The organism is Streptomyces europaeiscabiei (genome assembly GCF_036346855.1).
In the GTDB taxonomy this organism is placed as follows: Bacteria; Actinomycetota; Actinomycetes; order Streptomycetales; family Streptomycetaceae; genus Streptomyces; species Streptomyces europaeiscabiei.
Window position 1 is genome coordinate 5793900 of sequence record NZ_CP107841.1, and the last position, 21252, is coordinate 5815151.

General features: G+C 71.0%; 22 protein-coding genes and 1 pseudogene. 15 read left to right on the forward strand and 8 right to left on the reverse strand.

Features of this window, described 5'->3' with window-relative positions:
- Window positions 1–23 precede the first annotated feature (23 nt).
- Both OG858_RS25350 and OG858_RS25355 read left to right on the forward strand, forming a co-directional pair.
- Complete coding sequence (locus OG858_RS25350) at window positions 24–575, forward strand: hypothetical protein (protein WP_319267351.1); 552 nt, start codon at window positions 24–26, stop codon at window positions 573–575.
- A complete protein-coding gene (locus tag OG858_RS25355) occupies window positions 572–943 on the forward strand; it encodes a peptidase inhibitor family I36 protein (protein WP_037702706.1) in 372 nt (123 codons plus the stop codon). The genes OG858_RS25350 and OG858_RS25355 overlap by 4 nt, the downstream gene beginning before the upstream one ends.
- Before the next feature lie 56 nt (window positions 944–999).
- On the opposite strand, the gene OG858_RS25360 is transcribed toward OG858_RS25355, so the two are convergent.
- Complete coding sequence (locus OG858_RS25360) at window positions 1000–2004, reverse strand: diacylglycerol kinase family protein (protein WP_327744592.1); 1005 nt, start codon at window positions 2002–2004, stop codon at window positions 1000–1002.
- Window positions 2005–2201: 197 nt separating this feature from the next.
- Between OG858_RS25360 and OG858_RS25365 the strand changes: the two genes are divergently transcribed.
- Both OG858_RS25365 and OG858_RS25370 read left to right on the forward strand, forming a co-directional pair.
- Complete coding sequence (locus OG858_RS25365; protein ID WP_086746833.1) at window positions 2202–3485, forward strand: adenylosuccinate synthase; 1284 nt, start codon at window positions 2202–2204, stop codon at window positions 3483–3485.
- 140 nt (window positions 3486–3625) lie between these two features.
- Window positions 3626–3919, forward strand: coding sequence for a DUF3303 family protein (locus OG858_RS25370; protein WP_086746832.1), 294 nt, complete (start codon window positions 3626–3628; stop codon window positions 3917–3919).
- Between the two features lie 48 nt (window positions 3920–3967).
- Here OG858_RS25370 and OG858_RS25375 read toward each other — a convergent pair whose 3' ends face one another.
- The 4 genes and pseudogenes from OG858_RS25375 to OG858_RS25390 form a co-directional block, all read right to left on the reverse strand.
- On the reverse strand, window positions 3968–4618 hold the full coding sequence (locus tag OG858_RS25375) for a hypothetical protein (RefSeq protein ID WP_086746831.1): 651 nt from the start codon (window positions 4616–4618) through the stop codon (window positions 3968–3970).
- A gap of 334 nt (window positions 4619–4952) precedes the next feature.
- Window positions 4953–5923 (reverse strand): annotated as a pseudogene (locus tag OG858_RS25380) (dolichyl-phosphate beta-glucosyltransferase); the annotation flags it as partial.
- Entirely contained in the window at window positions 5920–6714 is a 795-nt protein-coding gene (locus OG858_RS25385; RefSeq protein WP_086746830.1) for a GntR family transcriptional regulator, read from the reverse strand. The pseudogene OG858_RS25380 and the gene OG858_RS25385, both read right to left, overlap by 4 nt.
- Before the next feature lie 176 nt (window positions 6715–6890).
- Window positions 6891–8246 (reverse strand): aspartate aminotransferase family protein, encoded by a 1356-nt coding sequence (locus OG858_RS25390; RefSeq protein ID WP_086746829.1) that lies wholly within the window; start codon window positions 8244–8246, stop codon window positions 6891–6893.
- 380 nt (window positions 8247–8626) lie between these two features.
- Here OG858_RS25390 and OG858_RS25395 point away from each other — a divergent pair, with 380 nt between their 5' ends.
- The 3 genes from OG858_RS25395 (at window position 8627) to OG858_RS25405 (ending at window position 12067) form a co-directional block, all read left to right on the forward strand.
- Window positions 8627–9232 carry a DJ-1/PfpI family protein gene (locus tag OG858_RS25395; protein ID WP_086753827.1) on the forward strand — a complete coding sequence of 202 codons (606 nt, stop codon included), beginning with the start codon at window positions 8627–8629 and terminating at the stop codon, window positions 9230–9232.
- Entirely contained in the window at window positions 9229–9714 is a 486-nt protein-coding gene (locus tag OG858_RS25400) for a MarR family winged helix-turn-helix transcriptional regulator (protein WP_086753825.1), read from the forward strand. The genes OG858_RS25395 and OG858_RS25400 overlap by 4 nt, the downstream gene beginning before the upstream one ends.
- Window positions 9715–9829: 115 nt before the next feature.
- Complete coding sequence (locus OG858_RS25405; protein WP_319065631.1) at window positions 9830–12067, forward strand: serine/threonine-protein kinase; 2238 nt, start codon at window positions 9830–9832, stop codon at window positions 12065–12067.
- A 239-nt stretch (window positions 12068–12306) separates the two neighbouring features.
- Here the strand turns inward: OG858_RS25405 and OG858_RS25410 are convergent, their stop codons facing one another.
- Window positions 12307–13074, reverse strand: coding sequence for an SLATT domain-containing protein (locus tag OG858_RS25410; RefSeq protein WP_319065550.1), 768 nt, complete (start codon window positions 13072–13074; stop codon window positions 12307–12309).
- A 312-nt stretch (window positions 13075–13386) separates the two neighbouring features.
- Here OG858_RS25410 and OG858_RS25415 point away from each other — a divergent pair, with 312 nt between their 5' ends.
- The 4 genes from OG858_RS25415 (at window position 13387) to OG858_RS25430 (ending at window position 16295) form a co-directional block, all read left to right on the forward strand.
- Window positions 13387–13734 carry a YbaB/EbfC family nucleoid-associated protein gene (locus OG858_RS25415; RefSeq protein ID WP_037702683.1) on the forward strand — a complete coding sequence of 116 codons (348 nt, stop codon included), beginning with the start codon at window positions 13387–13389 and terminating at the stop codon, window positions 13732–13734.
- Between the two features lie 109 nt (window positions 13735–13843).
- Window positions 13844–14443 carry a recombination mediator RecR gene (recR, locus tag OG858_RS25420; RefSeq protein ID WP_037702681.1) on the forward strand — a complete coding sequence of 200 codons (600 nt, stop codon included), beginning with the start codon at window positions 13844–13846 and terminating at the stop codon, window positions 14441–14443.
- On the forward strand, window positions 14436–15098 hold the full coding sequence (locus tag OG858_RS25425; RefSeq protein ID WP_037702679.1) for a DUF5063 domain-containing protein: 663 nt from the start codon (window positions 14436–14438) through the stop codon (window positions 15096–15098). Before recR ends, OG858_RS25425 begins: the two co-directional genes overlap by 8 nt.
- 261 nt (window positions 15099–15359) lie before the next feature.
- On the forward strand, window positions 15360–16295 hold the full coding sequence (locus tag OG858_RS25430; protein WP_086749652.1) for a M56 family metallopeptidase: 936 nt from the start codon (window positions 15360–15362) through the stop codon (window positions 16293–16295).
- A 28-nt stretch (window positions 16296–16323) separates the two neighbouring features.
- Here the strand turns inward: OG858_RS25430 and OG858_RS25435 are convergent, their stop codons facing one another.
- Complete coding sequence (locus OG858_RS25435) at window positions 16324–17169, reverse strand: alpha/beta fold hydrolase (protein WP_179201130.1); 846 nt, start codon at window positions 17167–17169, stop codon at window positions 16324–16326.
- The gene (locus OG858_RS25440) at window positions 17162–17596 is read right to left on the reverse strand and encodes a hypothetical protein (protein ID WP_086749654.1); all 435 of its coding nucleotides are present in this window, start codon (window positions 17594–17596) and stop codon (window positions 17162–17164) included. The genes OG858_RS25435 and OG858_RS25440 overlap by 8 nt, the downstream gene beginning before the upstream one ends.
- Before the next feature lie 141 nt (window positions 17597–17737).
- Here OG858_RS25440 and OG858_RS25445 point away from each other — a divergent pair, with 141 nt between their 5' ends.
- From OG858_RS25445 to OG858_RS25460, 4 genes are all read left to right on the forward strand, one after another.
- The gene (locus OG858_RS25445; RefSeq protein WP_046705281.1) at window positions 17738–18493 is read left to right on the forward strand and encodes a helix-turn-helix domain-containing protein; all 756 of its coding nucleotides are present in this window, start codon (window positions 17738–17740) and stop codon (window positions 18491–18493) included.
- Window positions 18486–18677: a DUF397 domain-containing protein gene (locus tag OG858_RS25450; RefSeq protein WP_319267345.1), complete on the forward strand. Its 192-nt coding sequence runs from the start codon at window positions 18486–18488 to the stop codon at window positions 18675–18677. Before OG858_RS25445 ends, OG858_RS25450 begins: the two co-directional genes overlap by 8 nt.
- Before the next feature lie 297 nt (window positions 18678–18974).
- Window positions 18975–19991 carry a hypothetical protein gene (locus tag OG858_RS25455; RefSeq protein WP_086749650.1) on the forward strand — a complete coding sequence of 339 codons (1017 nt, stop codon included), beginning with the start codon at window positions 18975–18977 and terminating at the stop codon, window positions 19989–19991.
- Between the two features lie 264 nt (window positions 19992–20255).
- Entirely contained in the window at window positions 20256–20834 is a 579-nt protein-coding gene (locus tag OG858_RS25460; protein WP_327744596.1) for a Uma2 family endonuclease, read from the forward strand.
- Window positions 20835–21252 lie beyond the last annotated feature (418 nt).

Sequence of the window (21252 nt, forward strand, 5' to 3'; positions counted from 1 at the left end):
CCGTCGAGCGGACCGGACCCACGATGAACCCTCGCCCCCGTACGGCCTTCGCCGCGCTCCTCGTCTGCGGCCTGTTCCTCACCGTCGGCACCGCCTGTTCGGCGGCCCCGGCCCCGCCCCGGCTCTCCCCGGACGACGTCGTCAAGGCCGCGACCCAGCGGCTGACCGACGCCTGCCTGACCCGTCGGGGGCTCACCCCGCCGCGCCCGGGACAGAGCGCGCCGCCCGACGCCGAGCGGGCGCGGGTCGCCGAGGCGATGTTCGGGGCGGGACGGACGGAGCTGTCGTTGCGGCTGCCCACCGGATACGTCGTCCGCGCACACACCGACGGCTGTCTGGCCGCGGCCCAGCGGCGGCTCTACGGCGACCAGCGCCGCTGGTTCCGTACCTCGACGATCGTCAACAACCTCAAGCCCGAGGCCGCCCACACCGACCGCACCCTCGGCGAGGTCCGCGCGGAACACCGTACGGAACTCGCCGACTGGCGGCGGCTGCGGGCCCGCGCCCTCACCGAAGCCACCTCTCTGATCGGCAGTACCAACCCCCCACCCCTGAAGGGAAAAACAGCACAGTGAAGCGCTTCACCGCCCTGTTCTCCGCCGTACTCCTCTCCGCCGGAGTGGTCCTCGCGTCGTCGGGCTCCGCTCAGGCCGCCGCCTGCGGCAGCGGCAACTTCTGCGTCTGGACGGACGCCAACTTCTCCGGCATGAAGATCGAGTGGCCGGGCGACGACCACTGGTGGGAGAGCAACATCGCCGACGAGGACTCCTCCTGGGCCAACCACGGCATCTCCGGCGCCGGCATCAAGGACCACGTCAAGGTGTACTCCAGCGGCAACCTCGGCGGCCACATGACCATCTGCCTCACGCCCGGCCAGGAGGTCGGCTACAACGGCGCCGCCAACGACGACGGAGACTCCCACACCTGGGCAGCGAGCTGCTGACCGGCGATCCAGGGGGCGCCCGGCACGCACCGGGCGCCCCCGCCCCGGCGTCGCCCTCACCCCGGCAGCGTCAGCCCCCAGGCCCCCTCCCGTACCGTCCACGTCCGCGTCCGTACCGGCCCCGCCACCAGGGAGTCCGCCCGGTAGCGGAAGTCCGCGCCGGACACCGTCACCCGGTGGCCGACCGCGTGCAGCGGGGCCGCCTCGGCGCCCACCGACACCGGCCGGATCTCGATGTCGGCGCCGCCGTCGATGCAGGGCGTGATCGACACGGCCTCTACGGGCTGGTCCAGGTCGATGAGCAGGATCCCGTCCACCTCCACCCGCAGCCGCGAGGGCCCGGCACCGCCCCCGGTGGCGACCCGTATGCGCGACGGCCGCAGCGGACGGGACAGCCGGGCGGGCCGCGTCGGCCGCGTCGACAACGTGCGGGCGAGGGACTGCGGCCAGGCGCGCTGCCAGAAGTGCGGGCCGTGCGACGGGTCACCCGTCGGCGCGCCCTCCGCCCCCGGCCCCCGGTCCGTTCCCGTACCGGCGCCCGTCCCCGGACCCGTTTCTCTGCCCGGCCCCGACCCAGGGCCCGTGTCGGTGGCCGCAGGCCCCTCCGCCCGGTCCGGAGGGGGCGCACCCGGCAGGACCGGTATGCGCAGCGTGCCCAGCACCACCCCGTCGCTGTCGTCGACGAGCAGATCGAGCCGGTGTTCGACACCGTCGAGGGCGGCACGGGCCGCCGCGACCGCGCCGGCGGGCACGCCGAGCGAGTGGGCCAGGCCCAGGGCGGAACCCACGGGGATCAGGGAGAGGGCGCACGCCGCCAGCTCCCGTCGACGGTGCAGAAGAGCCACCGCCCGCAGCAGCGCGCGGTCGTCGCCGATCACCACAGGCCGCCGCGAACCGCGTCGGGAGAGAGCCCGCGCAAATTCCTCGGGCCCCTCGGGAAGACACACTTTCGTACTCGCCGCACCCGCGCTGAGCACGTCTTTCGCGATCCGTACGGCCTCGCCGTCCGTGCGACGGGCGAGGGGGTCGATGACCACGAGGAGCTGGTCGTCAGTCGCCACCTCGGTCCTGCCTCGCTTCCTCGGGTAGCATCTTTGTGCAAGAGCCCCTTGCGCTATTGCGCCAGGGGCTTGGTCTATTCCGGGGCATCCGGGTCCGACAGGTGCGACCAACGGCGGTCGCGGTGCACGCGGCGGTAATGAGCCACCGCGTACGCCCCCGACCTTGGACATGCCCCGCCCGGAAGGGGTGTACGCGCGTGCCCGCACTTGTGCTGCTCGGTGCTCAGTGGGGTGACGAAGGCAAGGGAAAGGCGACGGACCTGCTAGGCGGTTCCGTCGACTATGTGGTGCGCTACCAGGGCGGCAACAACGCCGGCCACACGGTAGTCGTGGGCGATCAGAAGTACGCCCTGCACCTCCTCCCTTCCGGAATCCTCACACCTGAATGCACTCCCGTCATCGGCAACGGCGTCGTCGTCGACCCGTCGGTCCTGTTCTCCGAGCTGAACGGGCTGAACGAGCGAGGCGTCGACACGTCCAAGCTCCTGATCAGCGGCAACGCTCACATCATCACGCCGTACAACGTGACCCTCGACAAGGTCACCGAGCGCTTCCTCGGCAAGCGCAAGATCGGCACGACGGGGCGGGGCATCGGCCCGACCTACGCGGACAAGATCAACCGTGTCGGTATCCGCGTCCAGGACCTGTACGACGAGTCGATCCTGACGCAGAAGGTCGAGGCGGCCCTCGACGTCAAGAACCAGGTCCTCACCAAGCTCTTCAACCGCCGGGCCATCTCCACCGACCAGGTCGTCGAGGAACTGCTCGTCTACGCCGACAGGCTCGCGCCCTACGTCACCGACACGATCCTGGTCCTCAACCAGGCCCTCGACGACGGCAAGGTCGTCCTCTTCGAGGGCGGTCAGGGCACGCTCCTCGACATCGACCACGGCACGTATCCCTTCGTCACCTCCTCCAACCCCACCGCGGGCGGCGCCTGCACGGGCGCGGGCGTCGGACCGACGAAGATCAGCCGGGTCATCGGCATCCTCAAGGCCTACACGACCCGTGTGGGCGCCGGCCCGTTCCCGACCGAGCTGTTCGACGCGGACGGCGAGGCCCTGCGCCGCATCGGCCACGAGCGGGGCGTCACCACCGGCCGTGACCGCCGCTGCGGCTGGTTCGACGCGGTCATCGCCCGCTACGCGACCCGCGTGAACGGCCTGACGGACTTCTTCCTCACCAAGCTCGACGTCCTCACCGGCTGGGAGCAGATCCCCGTCTGCGTCGCGTACGAGATCGACGGCAAGCGCGTCGAGGAACTCCCGTACTCGCAGTCCGACTTCCACCACGCGAAGCCGATCTACGAGACCCTGCCGGGCTGGTCCGAGGACATCACCTCGGCGAAGTCCTTCTCCGACCTCCCGAAGAACGCCCAGGCGTACGTGAAGGCGCTGGAGGAGATGTCCGGGGCACCGATCTCCGCGATCGGCGTCGGCCCCGGCCGCGACGAGACGATCGAGATCAACTCGTTCATCTAGCAGCTCGCCTCCCAGAGGCTCACCCCGGGGCCGGGCACGCGTCGGCGTGCCCGGCCCCGGGCCGTTCCGGCCGCACCGGGCATATCCTGAAAAGGTGCGCGAATGTCGGCACATCGGACGAGCAGAGGAAGGTGAGTGCGATGCGCGTCCTCTTCAAGGCGGAATTCGACACGGAGAAGTCGAACGAGGCCATCCGCAGCGGCACCCTGGGGAAGCTGATGCAGGCCTCCATGGAGCAGGTGAAGCCGGAGGCGGCCTACTTCACGACCGACCACGGCCATCGCACCTGCTTCATGGTCTTCGACATGCAGGACAGCTCCCAGATGCCGTCGATCGCCGAACCGTTCTTCCTCGAACTGGGCGCCGATGTCACCTACAGCCCGGTCATGAACCCCGAGGATCTGCAGAAGGGCCTGGCGGCACTGGGTCGCTGAGCCGACCACCGCTGAGCCGCCCACCGCTGAGCCGCCCACCGCAGAGTCTCAGCTGAAGACGATCATCGATCCCTGCGCCAGACTTCGGGTCGCCGCCGCGTGCAGGCCCAGCCAGACGTGCCGTTCGCGAGCGAACGGGCTGGGGTCGTAGGGCGCCGGGACGGCGGGTTCCTCCAACTCCGTGGGCGCGAGCGGCGCTTCGGGCGGTGTCGGAGGGTTCGCCGGGTCGATGCCGATGGCCGGGGCCACGAACTCCAGTTCCCTCAGCAGGCCCTGGGCAGAGCCCAGAGGGCCGCCTCCGGCGAGGAGTTCGTCGCTGGACAGGGGCTGCGGGAAGTCGACCGGGACGTAGGCGCCGGCGTGGTCGTAGTGCCAGACCAGGTGCGACTGCTGGGCCGTGCCCTCGAACATCTCCAGCAACTGCTCGTAGTCGCCGCCCAGCGCGTCCACCGGGGTCACCTCCAGGCCGCACACCTGGAGCAGATAGGCGCGGCGCAGGAAGTGCAGCGCGTCGTAGTCGAAGCCGGCCACCGGAGCGACCTCGCCGGTCAGCCCCGGCATGTACTGGTACACCGGAACCGGTGGCAGCCCGGCCTCACCCAGCAGCCTGTTGTAGAGCGCGAGTTCCTCGGCGAAGGGGTTGTCGGGCGTGTGGCACAGCACGTCGACGAGCGGGACCAGCCAGAGGTCACAGGCCAAAAGAGAACTCCTCGGTCATCCGGCACGCACACGGACGGTAGGGATACGTTCGCATACGGCACACAGTGGTCAGGGAAGCGTAGTCGCTGAACGCGCCTTCGGTCCCCTTCGTGCAGGTCCCATACCCACACACCGCCCACCCATTTACCGGGTCGCCCGACGAGCTTGTCGACCTCCTCGCGCCGCTGCTCGTCGTACGGCTGCGGGCGCGGCACCAGGGCGCTCGCACGCCAGTACGCGAAGTCCTTCTCGGCCCGCGCCCGCCAGTTCACGCCGATCACCGTGGCCGGGGCGATCGGCAGCAGGGCGAGGGTGATCGGCATGGAGCCCACGTCATCAGGTTCACGCCGTCGGGAAGCCCTGGCAGGTGGTGAAGAGGGGGGTGCGGAGGTGGGCGAGGTTGTCGGCCGTGACCGCTAAGAACCACTCCCACTGGCTCTGGTCCTGGAGGGAGTCGGGGAGACAGCGGCCGTTCGGGTCGAGCCGGCGGCCGATGTGGAGGGCCACCGCCATCAGGAGGAAGACGGCGACGGCGACGGCGAAGGCGTCGGCCGGGCGGACGGAACGGACCCGCAGGACGGCGAGTTCGCCGAGGACACGGGCGTAGTCGCTCGGCCGGATCTTCGAACCGGGCTGGTGGGACCAGCGGACGGGGACCTCGACGACGGGCCAGCCGCTGCGGCGGAAGTACCGGAGGATCTCCACGTCGATGCCGAACCCGTCGAGCCGGGAGACGGCGAAGGCCTCGCGGGCGCGGTCGCCGTCGAACAGCTTGAAACCGCACTGGGTGTCGCGGATGCCGGGCACCGCGACCCCGCGTATGAGCAGGTTCCCGGCTCGCCCGAGTGTCTCGCGCAGCCGGTGCTGATGGCGCTCGATGCTCGCGCCGGGCGCCTCGCGTGAGCCGATCGCGGCCGTGTGGCCGTCGGAGAGCGCTTTGTCGAGCCGCTCCAACTCGTCGATGGGCGCGGCGAGATCGGCGTCCGTGAGCAGGACCCGGCGGCCGTGCGAGGCGAGGACACCGAGCCGCAGGGCGTGGCCCTTGCCCCGGTTGTGGGGCCCGCCGGAGACGAGCTGGACGCGGGCGTCGCGGGCGGTGACGTCGGCCACGACGTCGGCCGTGCCGTCCGTCGACCCGTCGTCGACGACGATGACCTCCCAGCGGGCGGCGGCCTCCGTCGCCGAGAGATGGCTGATGATCGAGTCGAGCGTGGGGGCGAGCCGGTCCTTCTCGTTGTAGGCGGGGACGACGACGGATAGGTCGACGCTCGCCCGGCCGCCGCCCGCCTTCGGGGTCGCGCTCATCCGTCCGCCAGGCGTTCCACCAGGGTCAGGGACTGCTCGTCGTAACCGGCGATGAGCTCCTGCGCGGTCTGCGCGTCCCGGCGGGTGAGAGCGTCGACGAGGTCGGTGTGGTCGGCCCACAGCCGGCCCTTGAGATCGTCCGGGCGGTCGTTCGCCCCGTCGTGCATCCGGTCGGCAGTGCGGTCGTTCATGCGGTCGGCGGTGCGGTCGTTCATCCGGTCGTTCGATCGGGAGCCCGTCCGGACGTCCGTCTGACGCAGGTGCTGGACCGCGCACACCCAGGCCTGCACGCGCAGCCGGTGCAGGAAGTCGGTGAGGTACGGGTTGCCGAACAGGGCGCTCAGCTCGCGCCAGAACCGCAGGTCGTAGCCGATCAGGATGTCCAGGTCCCCGGCGGTCGCGGCCCGCCGCGCCTCCTCGCCGCGCCGCCGGACCCCTGCGAGGGCGGCGGCCGTACGGGGATCGACCTTGCGGTCGCCGAGCCGCCGGAACATTCCGTCGGTGACCAGGATGCGGGCCTCGACCATGTTCCGGTAGTCGGCCACGGAGTACTCGTGGACCTCGAAACCCCGGTGCTGCACGGCGTCCAGCAGTCCCTGCGCGGACAGATCCACCAGCGCCTCGCGCACGGGCGTCGCCGACACCCCGTACTGTTCGGCGATCTCCTTGACCGTGAACTCCTGTCCCGGCTTCAGGCGGCCGGCCAGCACCTCGTCACGGAGCGCGTCCGCGAGCTGTTGCCGCAGGGTGCTTCGGGTCACGGCGCCATTGCCGCCGCCGGTGCCGGGCATCGTGGTCTGGGTCCCCCATCCGCGTACGCGTACGCGTTCTGTGCGTGCTCTCTGACTTCTCTTACGAGCACGTCACCTTACGCGTTCGGGTTCTGGGGAGGAGTTTTTGCCCTTCTGCTCGGCACCGGGGGGAAACACAGGGGAAACACGGGGGAACACAGGGGAGAGTTACGGCCTCACACCGTGTGTTCGTCCGCCACGGACAGGGCCGCGTCCAGGGCGGCGAGGCCCTCCTTGGCCTCGGTCTCCGTGATGTTGCACGGGGGGACGACGTGGGTGCGGTTCATGTTGATGAAGGGCCAGAGACCGTTCGCCTTGGCGGCGGCGCCGAAGGCGAGCATGGGGGCGTTGGCCTCGCCGGCCGCGTTGTAGGGGACGAGGGGCTCGCGGGTCTCCTTGTCCTTCACCAGCTCCAGCGCCCAGAACATGCCCGTGCCGCGCACCTCGCCCACACAGGGGTGCCGCTCGGCGAGTTCACGGAGAGCCGGTTCGATGAGCGAAGCGCCGAGGGTGGCCGCGTTGGTGACGACCCCCTCCTCCTCCATGACCTGGAGCGTCGCGACGGCGGCCGCGCAGGCCAGCGGGTGGCCGGAGTACGTGAGACCGCCGGGGTAGGGGCGCCGGGCGAAGGTCTCGGCGATGGCGGGGGAGATGGCCACGCCGCCGAGGGGGACGTAACCCGAGTTCACGCCCTTGGCGAAGGTCATCAGATCGGGTACGACGTCGAACAGGTCGGCGGCGAACCAGGTGCCCGTCCGGCCGAAGCCCGCCATGACCTCGTCCAGGACGAAGACGATCCCGTACTTGTCGCAGATCTCCCGGACCCCGGCCAGATAGCCCGGCGGCGGGACCATGATCCCGGCCGTGCCCGGAACGGTCTCCAGGATGATCGCGGCGATGGTCGACGGCCCCTCGAAGGCGATCGTCGTCTCCAGGTGCTCCAGCGCCCGCGCACACTCCTGCTCCTCCGTCTCCGCGTGGAAACGGGAGCGGTAGAGGAAGGGCGCCCAGAAGCGCACGACCCCGGCCGTGCCGGTGTCGGAGGCCCAGCGGCGCGGGTCGCCCGTGATGTTCACGGCCTGCTGGGTGCCGCCGTGGTACGAGCGGTACGCGGCCAGCACCTTGGGGCGGCCGGTGTGCAGCCGGGCCATACGGACGGCGTGCTCGACCGCGTCGGCACCGCCGTTGGTGAAGAAGATCTTGTCCAGGTCGCCGGGGGTGCGCTCGGCGATCAGCCGGGCCGCCTCCGAGCGGGCCTCGACCGCGAACGCCGGGGCGAACGTCGTCATCGTCGCCGCCTGCGCCTGGATCGCCGCGACGACCTTCGGGTGCTGGTAGCCGATGTTCGTGTAGACGAGGCCGCTGGAGAAGTCGAGGTAGCGCCTGCCGTCGTAGTCCCAGAAGTACGAGCCCTCCGCTCCGGCGACGGCGAGCGGGTCGATGAGTTCCTGCGCGGACCAGGAGTGGAACACGTGCGCTCGGTCCGCGGCCTTCACCGCGGCGCCTGCCTGGGGGTTGGGGTGAGGGGTCATGGGGCGAGGTTAGGGGGCGGGGGTGGGGAGAGGGCACGGGCGACTTGTATGCGTGCGGCCGTCCGAGCACGACAGTGTGTCGCCCCCGTGAGGGGCTGCGTCGCTGGGCCGGGTGCCTGATGGCCAGGGGGTTCGGGTGCGCCGACGGGTGCGGGTGGTGTGTGGTAACTCGCGCAGTTCCCCGCGCCCCTCGAAAAGCAGGGGCTGCGCCCCGTGCTTTTTGCTTCCAGGGGCGCGGGGAACTGCGCGGCCGGCCCTCACCTGCCCGCACCGGCCCCACCCCCGTAGCTGATTGACAGCAGGCTGCCTTATTGACAGCAAGCTGCCCGAATGGCAGCATGCTGTCATAGAGCGATCCGCCGGAGTGCCCAGGAGGAGCCATGAGCGACCGCAAGCCTGTTCATCTCGCCGTGTACGACACCTACGCCGACTGGGAGACCGGGCACACGACCGCGTGGCTGGCCAGGGGCGGATATGAGATCCGTACGGTCGGGCCGAGTGCCGACGCCGTGCGGACCATCGCGGGGGTGCGTATTCAGCCGGACGGGGTTCTGGGGGAGCTGCGGCCGGAGGAGAGCTCACTGCTCGTCCTCACCGGCGCGGACCTGTGGGACACGAGTGACGAACTCGCGCCGTTCGCCCGGAAGGCGAGGGAGTTCCTGGCCGCCGGGGTGCCCGTCGCCGCGATCTGCGGGGCGACCGCCGGGCTCGCGAGGGAAGGGCTGCTGGACGACCGGGACCACACCAGCGCGGCTCCCTTCTATCTGGCCGCCACCGGGTACAAGGGCGGCGAGCGGTACGTGGACGCGGACGCCGTCACCGACGGAATCCTGGTCACCGCCGGACCCACCGAACCCGTGGCCCTGGCCCGCGAGGTCTTCCGCCTCCTCGGTGTCTACGAGGGCGAGGTCCTCGACGCCTGGTACCGCCTCTTCCACGACTCGGACCCGGAGGCGTACGCCGTGCTGGAGGCGGCGGGACAGTGAGCCGCGAGCAGCAGGACCTCCTCAGCCGTGCCGCCCTCGGGATCTTCCGGCTGAACGGGCAGTTCCTTTCCGTGGCCGACGAGTTGGCGCGCCCGGCGGGGCTGACGGCCGCCTGGTGGCAGGTGCTGGGTGCGGTGCTGCCCGAGCCGCTGTCCGTCGCCGGGGTCGCCCGGGTCATGGGCATCACCCGGCAGAGCGTCCAGCGGGTCGCCGATCTCCTCGTCGACCGGGGGCTCGCCGAGTACGTCCCGAATCCGGCCCACCGCCGTGCCAAGCTCCTCGCCCCGACCCCCGCCGGCCGCACCGCGATCGCGCGGATCGAGCCCGGCCACGCGACCCTGGCCGCGCGCCTGGCGGAGGCGCTGGGGGAGGAGGAGTTCGCGGAAACCGTACGGGTGCTCGAACAGCTGTCGGGTGCCCTGGACCGCATCGCGGCGGCATCGGAGACCCGCACACCACCGGCCGCTGTTACGGAACCGTAGACACCGCTCCATCCGCCTCCCCCTACCGCCGCACTACGATCGGTCCGTTGCGCACGTACGCGACGTACCCGTACGTACGCATACACATCTGCAGGGGGAGACGGGGGACGTGGCCATGGAGAAGCTCGGGCCGGGGGATCCGCAGCGAATCGGGGCGTACCGGCTGCTCGCGCGGCTGGGGTCGGGCGGCATGGGGAACGTGTACCTGGCCCGGTCCGAGCGCGGCCGTACCGTCGCCGTGAAGCTCGTCCGGCAGGAACTGGCGGAGCAGGAGGAGTTCCGGGCGCGGTTCCGGCAGGAGGTGCAGGCCGCGCGGCAGGTGGGCGGGTACTGGACCGCGCCGGTCCTGGACGCGGACACCGAGGCGGGCATCCCGTGGGTCGCCACCGGGTACGTCGCCGGACCGTCCCTGCAGGCCGTGGTCGGGCGGGATCACGGGGCGCTGCCCGAGCGGTCCGTACGGATCCTCGCGGCGGGGCTCGCGCACGCGCTGGAGGACATCCACGCGGCCGGGCTCATCCACCGGGACCTCAAGCCGTCCAACGTGCTGGTGACCATCGACGGGCCGCGCGTCATCGACTTCGGCATCGCGCGGGCGCTGGAGACCGTCACGGACGGCGGGCTCACGCGCACCGGCGCGCTCGTCGGTTCGCCGGGCTTCATGGCCCCCGAGCAGGTGCGCGGCGACCGCATCACCCCCGCCTGCGACGTCTTCTGCCTCGGCTCCGTCCTCTCCTACGCCGCCACCGGCAACCTCCCCTTCGGCGCCGCCAACTCCGGGGTCCACGCCCTGATGTTCCGCATCGCCGAGGAGGAACCGGATCTGGAGGGGCTGCCGGAGGGTCTGTACGACATCGTCCGCGACTGTCTGCGAAAGGACCCCGCCGCCCGCCCGACCCTGGCCCAGATCCTCCAGCGCACCGGCGCCGAGGACACGGTCTTCGCCGGCCGCTCCCGCGACCCCTGGCTGCCGAGCGCCCTGGTGGCCCAACTGGGGCGGCACGCCGTGCAGTTGCTGGACGCCGAGGATCCGGAGGATGCGGAGGGCGCGGGCGGTGCGGGAGCGCCGGGGGCGGCGGCTGCCGCGGGTGCCGCAGGGGGCTCGGCGGCTGCGGGTGATTCGGGTGCGCCGGGAGGCTTCGGTGTGTCGGGAGGGCCGGGGGCGGCGTCGGCGGCGGCTTCCTCTGCTCCGGCCGGGTCGGCCGGCGCGTCGCCGTCCGGCCCCGCGGGCCGGCCCTCCGCTCCGCCCGCCCCCGCTCCCGCGACCCCGCCCGCTCCCGCGGGCCCGCCGTCGGCTCCGCCCGTGTACCCGCTGGGCGCCCCCGATTCTCCGTACGGCGGCTCGGGGGGCCCGTCCGGCGCCCCCGCTTCCCCGCCCGAGCACCCGGCCGCCGCGCCCCTGGACCGGATGCCGACGCAGATCGCCGGGACGGGCTCGCAGCCGCCTCCGCCGAGCGCCCCGCCCGGGCACGCACCAGGGGCGGCGCCCGCCGGGTACGGCTTCCCCCAGCAGTACACCCAGCAACCCGCCGGCGGGTACGGGCAGCAGCAGCCCGGCGCCGCCTCCGGCTACGGCTACCCGCAGAGCGCGGCGCAGGCGCCGTACGGGCCGTACGGGGCCTACGGACAGGGGCCGTACGGCGGTGGGCAGGGGGCCGGAGTCGCTCCCGCTCCCGGGCCCGGTCCCGGCTCGACCCCGCCCTACGGGCCGAACCCCCTCTACGCGCCCGGGCCGGCTACGGTCCCCGGCGGGCAGCCCGAGCCCGCACGGGGCAACCGGCGCTCCTCCGCGCTCCTCGTCGTCGTCGCGCTGGTCGTCGCGCTCGGTGCAGGCGGCTCGGTGTACGCGTTGATGAAGAAGGGTGACGACGGCGGCAAGGAGGACGACGCCAAGAGTGGCCCGGCGACGAGTGCGCCAAAGACACCGGGGTCCGCGACCGACCAGCCGACGGAACCGGAGACCTCCCCGGACGACACCACCGAGTCGCCCGACTCCGGCACGGTCCCGGAGGGCTTCCTCGGCACCTGGAGCGCCTCCATCGCCGGTTCCGGCGGCGCGGACACCCGCCGGCTCGTCATCCAGCAGGGCGAGGTCGGCGAGACCGTGCTCTCCCTCACGGCGGACGGCCCGCTCGAAGGCGGAGGCACGTACCACTGCGTGTTCGAGGCGCCGCTGACGGACGAACCGGCCGACGACGGCCCCCTCCGGATCGGCCCCTCCACCGTCACCACCGGCGAACCGGCCACCTCCTGCTCCCCGGGCGCCGCCACCACGGTCACCCTCCTGCCCGACGGACAACTACAGCGCGTCGACACGGCGGGCAAGTCGGTGACGTACACGAAGACGGACTGAGAATCGGTCTGCGGGCCTGAAAGCGGGCCTGAAAGCGGGTATGAAGGCGGGCCTGAAAGCGGGTATGAAGGCGGGCCTGAAAAGCAAGGGGCGCAGCCCCTGCTTTTCAGGGGCGCGGGGAACTGCGCGACCAGCCCCCACCGGACCCGCAGACGAAATCCGGGGGGCCTGGGGGCACAGCCCCCAGCTTGCGGAAGGGACGGGTAGGGGCGGCGGGGGCGAAGAAACCACCCCACAGCTCACCGCGCCTCCGGCGGCCGCTGCCGGGGCATGTTCGGCCGGGCCCCCGGCGGCATCGGCGCCCGCCCGTTGGCGCTCCCCTCCGGCCGCGAACCGGCACCCCCCGCCTGCACACCCAGCGGCGAACCCCCCGCCCGGAACTCCACCATCCAGTCCGCCGTCTCGGCCCGCACCAGCTCCGTGACGTCCTCGGAGAACCGCCGAAGCACCCCGAGACACCGCTCGGCGGCCTCCCCGGCCGTCCCCTCCGCCGGTCCCAGCACCTCCCGCGCACTCTCGGACGCCCAGTCGAACCGCAGCACCTGGAGCCGCCGCTGCACCGCCTGGGCCGTGGCGACGTCCCGCATCCACCCGGAGGTGACACCGAAGAACCGATCCACCGCGACGCACGCCACGCAGGACAGGAGTGCGAGATACCCCCAGGGGGCCGCCCCGCTCACCGCCCCGGTGAGGTCGAGCAACGGCAGCGCGGCCCCGGCGAGCGCCCCCGTCGCCGCGCCGATCCGCAGCACACGCGCCGCCATCCGTTTCCACACCCGGTCCGTGAGGTACCACGAGGCGGTCTCCAGGGCCGCGCGCTCGACCCAGTGGTACAACTCCTCCAGCCGCTCCGCCGGCGCCCCCCAGTCCCCCTGCGGGAAGGGCCGCCCGGCCAGGTCCCCCACCCACGGCCCGGTCGCCGACGCCCACGGCTCCGCCCACAGCCCGGACCCCTCACCCCGCCCGTCCTGGGGTCCCCCCTCGGGCTGCATCTCCGGCTGGCTCACCCGGCACTCCCTACTGACGACGCTGCTGACGACAGTGCGAGACACGCGTACGGGCAGATGAAGGCACCCTGACGCGGCCGGACCCTTCCTACCTCCCAATGGGTGGCGAAGACCCCGTTTTCACCGCTTTTCCCCCTGGAAGAGGCGCTTGATCAGGTATACGAATCCCCGTCGGCTCACTCGAAAGAGTGGCGCGGCACAGGCCGTGCCGACCACGTAGGCTCGTGACGACCGCAAGAACGTCCGCGGGGACGTTCGTAGGACGACTGCCGTGCGTGGTCGTTCGTGAGTACTCGTGCGAGGGAGCTGAACGTGATCCCCGGTGGTGGCCAGCCCAACATGCAGCAGCTGCTCCAGCAGGCCCAGAAGATGCAGCAGGACCTGGCGAAGGCGCAGGAGGAGCTCGCACGGACGGAGGTCGACGGTCAGGCGGGCGGCGGGCTGGTGCGGGCCACCGTCACCGGCTCCGGTGAACTGCGCGGCCTGAAGATCGACCCCAAGGCGGTGGACCCGGAGGACACCGAGACCCTCGCCGACCTGATCGTCGCGGCCGTCCAGGCGGCCAACGAGAACGCCCAGACCCTCCAGCAGCAGAAGCTGGGCCCCCTCGCCCAGGGCCTCGGCGGCGGTGGCGCGGGCATTCCCGGCCTGCCCTTCTGAACACCTACGCGACCCCCCTCCGACCCCATCCGTGCCGCGTACCGCCTTCCTCGGAGCGGCGGCGGCCGACTACGGTACGTACTGAAGACACCAGGAAGGACGGCAGTCCGTGTACGAAGGCGTGGTCCAGGACCTCATCGACGAGTTGGGGCGGCTGCCCGGCGTCGGTCCCAAGAGCGCGCAGCGGATCGCCTTCCACATCCTCCAGGCGGAGCCGACGGACGTACGGCGGCTGGCGCACACCCTCCTCGAAGTGAAGGCGAAGGTCCGCTTCTGCGCGACCTGCGGCAACGTCGCCCAGGAGGAGCTGTGCGGCATCTGCCGCGACTCCCGCCGCGACATCACGGTCATCTGCGTGGTGGAGGAGCCGAAGGACGTCGTAGCGATCGAACGCACTCGCGAATTCCGAGGGAAGTACCACGTCCTCGGCGGCGCGATCAGCCCGATCGAGGGCGTCGGCCCCGACGACCTGCGCATACGGGAGCTGCTGACCCGCCTGGCCGACGGGACGGTCACCGAGCTGATCCTGGCCACGGACCCGAATCTCGAAGGCGAGGCCACGGCCACGTACCTCGCCCGCATGATCAAACCCATGGGCCTCAAGGTCACCCGCCTGGCCAGCGGCCTCCCGGTGGGCGGCGACCTGGAATACGCGGACGAGGTGACCCTCGGCCGCGCCTTCGAGGGGAGACGATTGCTGGATGTCTGACGCCACGCTGCACGCGACGGACCTGAACCCGGACGACTTCGCGGTCCAGATCGCGGACCAGATCGAGAGCTTCCTGGTCGCGGTCACCGAGGTGGCCAAGGGCGACGAGCCGGACTCGGCCGTCCCCTTCCTCCTCCTGGAGGTGTCCCAGCTGCTCCTGGCCGGAGGCCGTCTCGGCGCGCACGAGGACATCGTTCCGGACGAGCGCTACGAGCCCGACCCGGGCCCCGAGACGGACGTCGACGAGCTGCGCGAACGCCTGGCTCTGATGCTTGAGCCGGTCGACGTCTACTCCGAGGTCTTCGACCCCTACGAGCCCCGCAAGGCGCCGGTTCCGGCCCGGATCTCCGACGACCTCGCCGACGTCATCGCCGACCTCCGCCACGGCATGGCCCACTACCGCGCGGGCCGCACCTCCGAGGCCCTGTGGTGGTGGCAGTTCTCCTACTTCTCCAACTGGGGCTCCACGGCCTCGGCGACACTCAGGGCCCTGCAGTCCCTCGTCGCCCACGTCCGTCTCAACCAGCCCCTGGCCGAGCTCGACGGCCTCGACACCGACCAGGAACTGATGGGCGACGAAACCCTGGAGTTCGAGGCGGGCCAGGTCATGGTGGAGGAGATCGCGGAACCGCTGGGACTGCGGAAGGTGAAGTAGCCCTTCGCGCCGCCCGCGCCCAGCCTCAGCTCAGGGAATCGGGTCCCGTCCGACGCCGGGCGGGACCTTTCCACGTCATGGGGCGGGACCTTTCGACGTCATCGGGCAACTGGGATGAGCAGCGGCAGGTGACGGAAAGTGCTCCCGCAGAGGGTCCTGCAAGTGGGGGCACCGGCGGTAGCGTAGGCACCGTCGTCGTACGACGCCCCGTACCTCCTCGCGCGATCCCCTCGCACCCCGACAGGAACCGGACCCAGTGACGTGACCGTTCTCCTGCTCCTTCTCGCCGCCGTGGCCGTGACCGCCGCAGTGCTGGGCCCCCGCGCCCTGGTGAAGGCGATGTGGCCCGAGCGGGAACCCGTGGTCGCGCTGTGGGCGTGGCAGTGCCTGGTGGCGGCGGCTCTGCTGAGCTGCCTCGCGGCGCTCGTGCTCGGGGCAGCGGCGGTGTTCGAGACGGTCCGCACGCAGGCCTTCGCGCCCGCGCCCCCGGCCGTGACCGCCGCGTACGACCTCACGGCCGCGCCGCCCTGGACGGCCGTACTGACGCTGGCGCTGGCCTGCGGGGCGGCGTGGAGCGGCGCGATGCTGGCCCGGGAGCTGGTCGAGGCCCGGCGCAGCCGGCACCTCCGCCGCGCGCACCTGCGCGAGCGCGCCCCCGACCTCCCGGCGGGGCTGCCGCAGACGAAGGGGCCGCTGCTGGTCCTGGAGGACGAGTACCCGGACGCGTGGCTGATGCCGGGCACCCCGCCCCAACTGGTCGTCACCACGGGTGCGTTGGGCAAGCTGAGCGACCGCCAGCTCGACGCCGTGCTCGCTCACGAACTCGGCCACGCCCGCGCCCGCCACGACTGGCTGCTCCACCTCTCCACCGCCCTCGCCACGGGCTTCCCGCACATCCCCCTCTTCGCCCACTTCGCCGACCAGACCCACCGCCTGGTCGAACTCGCCGCCGACGACACGGCGTCGCGCCGCTGCGGCCACCTGACCACGGCCCTCGCCCTCATCGAACTCAACCAACACCGGGGCGTGTTGAGCTGCTCCAACACCCGCCGCCTGCTGGGCGACCGGGTGGAGCGCCTGCTGGAACCCCCGCCCCGCCTGGACCGCATCCGCCGCGCGGCCACCACCACGGCCGCCGGGCTCCTGGCCCTCCTCCCGCTCCTCATCGCGTTCGCACCGGCGCTGGGGACGCTGTAGGGCCGGTCCTCGGGTTTTTCAGCCGCCCTTATCCGGCCGTCTGTTGCCGGAGGAAGTCCAGGAGTACGGCGGTGAGTTCGACGGGAGCGTCCTCCTGGACAAGGTGCCCCGCGCCGGAGATCGACTCGAATCGCGCGCCGGGGACGAGGCCGGCCAGCTCCCGCCCCTTCGCCAGGGGAATCCACCCGTCCTCCTCGCCCCAGCACACCAGCGCCGGGATGCCGATCTCTCCGTACCGGTCCTGGATCTCGTCGGTGTGGGTCTGGTCCGCCTGGGCGATCTGCCGGTAGAAGGCGGGCTGACCGTGTTCGCCGAGCCACGGCTGGACGAGCCGGTCGAGGACCGTCGGATACAGCCCGGGGCTGCTGGCGGAACTCACGTACTCACGCACCAGGGCCCGGTGCAGGGCGGGCGGCAGTTGTTCGAAGACCTCGGCGTGGCGGCCGAGCAGACGGAAGGCCGGGGAGCCCCACGGCGCCAGCGCGACCGGGTCGACGAGGGCGAGTGCGCGGTAGCGGGCCCCGTGCAGCAGATGCGCCCGCAGCGACACGGCGCCACCGAAGTCGTGGGCCACCACGAAGGGCTCCTCCAGCCCCCAGTGCGCCAGCAGCTCGGCGAAGACCCGGCCCTGGGCGGCGAGGGACACGTCCTGACCGGCGTGCTGGTCGGACTCCCCGTAGCCGGGCATGTCCCACACGAACACCTGGTACCGGCCGGTCCCGGCCAGCGCACGGGCCACGCCCCGCCAGACGTACGACGAGAAGGGCGTTCCGTGGAGGAGCACGACAGGATCCCCGCCGGGCTCCCCGAGACTGCCCCACCGCACGTCCCCGGAGCCACTACGGAAGGTCTCGGTCAGTCGCACGTCACTCACGGTCGGCTTCCTCTCGGTCGGCTTGAACTGTGCGCACTGCGGTGAGCAGCAACTCTGCTTCCACGTAAGGGGTTTCGGAGGTCGGCTCGGAGTACCAGCGCAGTGGGAAGGTGTTGCCGTCGAGGGCCGGAATCCCGACGTACGTCACCGTTCGCATGTCCCTCGCGGCCAAGCCGAAACGCTGCACGCCCGGCAGCCAGGCGTGTCCGTGCACCGTCCCCGGCCGCAGCAGGAAGTACATCCACCGGAACCCGGCCTGTTCGAGAACGACCGGTCCCGCGTCCCCGCCGGTCATCTCGATCAGCTTGCCCGCGACGGTCTCGCCGCGACCGCCCTCGATCCGTACGGCGTCGAAGTGCACGCCGATCACGCGAAGCCGGTGTCCCGACACGGGTACCCACGGGGGCCGGTGAATTGCGTTCGTCATGGTCACACGGTGGCGATGTCAAGGCTACGCTCGGTAGTGACTGAGGTGATACACGCCGGTGTGTATCGGTCGGAGGTGCGCGTGGTGTCGGCCCGGTACAACTCCCAGCCACCGGTTGCCTGGCGGTACGGCGGCAACCAGATGAAGCGCTGGCGCACGAAGGCGAACGTGAGCCGTGAGGAACTGGCGGTGGCCGCGAACTACTCGCCGGACACCATCAAGTCCATGGAACAGGGGGTGCGGATGCCGACCCCGAGGGTGCTGGACGTGGCGGACGAGCTGTGCAGGGCGGAGGGGTTGCTGAGCGCGGCCAAGGAGTACTTGCAGAGGGAGAAGTTTCCGGCGAGGGCTCAGGACTTCATGCTGCGGGAGAGGGAAGCGATCAGTCGGTGGTCGTACGAGGTCGCTCTGGTCCCTGGGCTGTTGCAGACCGAGGGGTACGCGCGGACGCTGATCGAGAATCGCTACCCACCTCTGGACGAGGAGACGGTGGAGGAACGGATCGCCGCCCGGCTGGAGAGGCAGACGATCCTCACGGAGCGAAAGCCCCCGGTGGCTTTGAGCTTTGTGCTGTACGAGGCCGTACTGCGCAGCTCTCAGGTGGACACCGATCAGCTCCGCCGATTGCTGGAGGCGTCCTGCCTTCGGAACGTCCTGTTGCAGGTGCTCCCCTTCGAACGGGCCGTCAGTGCTGCCCTCCTGGGGCCCATGGTGCTGCTGGAGACGCGTGATCACGAGCGGTTCGTCTTCACGGAGGGACCACTTGCCAGCGAGCTTTCGGCCGATCCAGAGGTTGTCAACCGCGTGACCGAGCGGCTTAGCATGATCCGCGCGCAGGCTCTCAGCCCCGCTGAATCGACCCGTTTCATCGAGCGGATGGTGAACCGTGATGAGTGACCAGCTGGCGTGGTTCAAGTCGAGCTACAGCGACGACGAGGGCGGCGACTGCGTCGAAGTCGCGCTGCCCGACGCACGGTTGACGGTCCACGTACGAGACTCGAAGAACCCCACCGGGCCCACCCTCACCCTGACCGCACCCGCCTGGGTCGCCTTCATCTCCGCAGGTCAGCCCGGAGCTTGAGCCCCGGGACCCGAGCTCTTCCCATGGGTTTCCAAGATCTCTGGGCTGGGTGAAAAACCAACCCAACCAACCAAGCTTGTACGTGAGTTGAAGGGGCGTAACTCGAAAGGGTGACGTTCCGTGATCAGCTTGCTTCGGAACGTAAAGTCGCTCTAGGTTCGCGGCAAACGACCAAATAGATCGGCCCCGGCCGGTGCGCCAACACCAGTGCCAGGGCCTAGACCTACTCATCGAACGGAACCTTCGATGGTGGCTTACGCCAACCCTAGTGCTGCCCTGCCCTCCCCGTCGCACCCGATGGCCAAAACGGGTTACGGAAAACGCTCCGTGGGTGACGAAGACCCGCACGCGGACCCGGACTTCGCACACCTGAGCCGCCGTGATGCCGAAATCGCCGTCTTCATCGACCACCTCGAAGACGGCCACGCCATGGGCCACAAGGTGATCGCGGCGGAACACCCCCGCTATGGCCAGCAAGCCGTACGCACGTCGTCGGGCCGCCTCGTCCACGCCGGTCATCTGCGCTGGATCAAGGAACACATCACCATCGAGGACAGCTCGATGCGGTGGGTGACACGCACGTACTGGTCGCGTCCCCCCAGGTCGGTGGAGTGGTGGGCGAACTTCGCGCGGGAGCGCGACGGCAGGGACGTGACGGAGCACTACCAGTCGGGACTGGCCCGGGTCGAGGAGAGCGAGCCCGCAGAGCCGACCGACCGGGTGGAGCCTGAGCCCGCCGAGTCCGAGGGGCCCGCCGAGCCCGACAGGGCGGAAGCCCCCGTCCCGGAGCCCAGCACCGCCTACCAGACCCTTGCCGAAGTCCGCTCCGCAGATTCTCGAATGCCGCTGTCCGCCGCCGACTGCCACTCCCTCGAATCCCTCGTCACACAGTGGCTGTCGCGTGGCGCGACTCCGCAGGACGTCACCAAGGCGCTGACGGACGGACTGCCGTCGGACGTCACCAACCCGGGCGGCCTCGCCCGCAAGCGATTGGAGAACAAGATGCCTCCGATGAAGCCCAAGAAGGCGAAGATCCGGCAGAAGGCCGGTCTCCGTGCGCGTATCGACCGCGTGATCATGGCCTGCGGTCTGTGCGACGCGGACGAGCGGACCGTCGAGATCGTGAACGGGCTGTGCCGTGAGTGCCTGGCGGAGTGCGAGCTGGACGGGCCGATGCCGGTGTATGTGCCCGTCCCGGACACCTTCCTCCCCGCCCCGCGCGCCGGTGGCCTCCCGGGCGCCGACGAGGTCGTGGACGTGACGGCCCGTGTGGAGGAACTGCGCCGGGCGGCCGGTCTGGGTCGCTGGAAATGACCCGGTCCACGGAGTTCCCGGAGAGCGAGCGGTTCTCCCTCGACCTCGGTGACGACCTCACGGTCCGCCTGCGAGCACGAGCGACGGTCAGCCGGCGGTCTGCTGACGCCGTGGTCGCGGCGGCCGATGCCCGGATCGACCGGTCATGGGTCCGGCTGACGACGAGCAGGGCGGGCCTCCCGCTGGAGACCCGCCGGACGGGAGGGGCGTATGAGCGTGCAGGACGTGCCGGTCAGGGCACCATGGAGTCGAGGAGGCGACGCCATGACCCCCAGGACCGAGCACCGGCCGCAGATGTCCGTCGAGGAGTTCGAGGAACTGGAACGCCATGCCCCGGAGACCGTCTGGCTGGAGTTCATCAACGGAAAGGTCGTGGTCAAGCCCATGGCGGACGGCAACCATCGCGAGATGATCGCGTGGCTGCAACGGGTGTGCATGCAGCATCGCCCCGATCTCTGGCTGCACTCGGCAAGCGGTTTGAAGACGGAGCGTTACCGCAAGGGGCGCGCCCGCGCGGATGGCGTTCTGGTGCGCGTGGGCGGTCTCAAGGGGCATGGAGAATGGTCGGAGGCCGAGGCCGCCCTGATGGCGGTGGAGGTTACGTCCTACGACTCCGACACGAATCGACGGGACCGAGTTGAGAAGCCCGACGGTTATGCGGCTGCCGGCATCCCTGTCTACCTCCTTATCGACCGCGACGACTGCTCGGTTGTCGTGTTCAACCAGCCGGAGAACGGTCGCTACCGCCATGAGGAAAAGTTGGCGTTCGGGGCCACCATCAAGCTCCCGGAGCCGGTGAACATCACACTCGACACCGAGCCCCTCAAGGAGTACGTGGACTGACGCCCCCCGTCCCCCCATTCGCCCCCGAGGCGGACGGGGGTGGACGGTGAATGGTGCATCGGCGGGGGAGTCCGGCGGGCCGTCGATGGAGGCGTCGGGGGAGCGGTCAGTGGCCGCTGGGCGGGACATGGGGGCAGGTCGCCTCGCCACCGGGGCGCGGTTACCGGGCCGGTGCGGTAGCTGCTCCGGCGGACCGCGCAGTTCGTCGGCGGGAACGTGAACCAGCCCTACTGGGCGAGGCGTTCGAGGCGTCCGGTGGGCTCCTGGTGCATGCCGCGCACGGGCTCGGTGGGGTAGGCGCGTGGACGTCGGCGGTGCCGTGGGCTGCCGGACGGGGTGTCGCCGGACCGACTCCGGACGAGTCCGGCCGACCCCGTCCCAGCCCTCCCCCGAACACCTTGTACGAACGTTGCCCCGG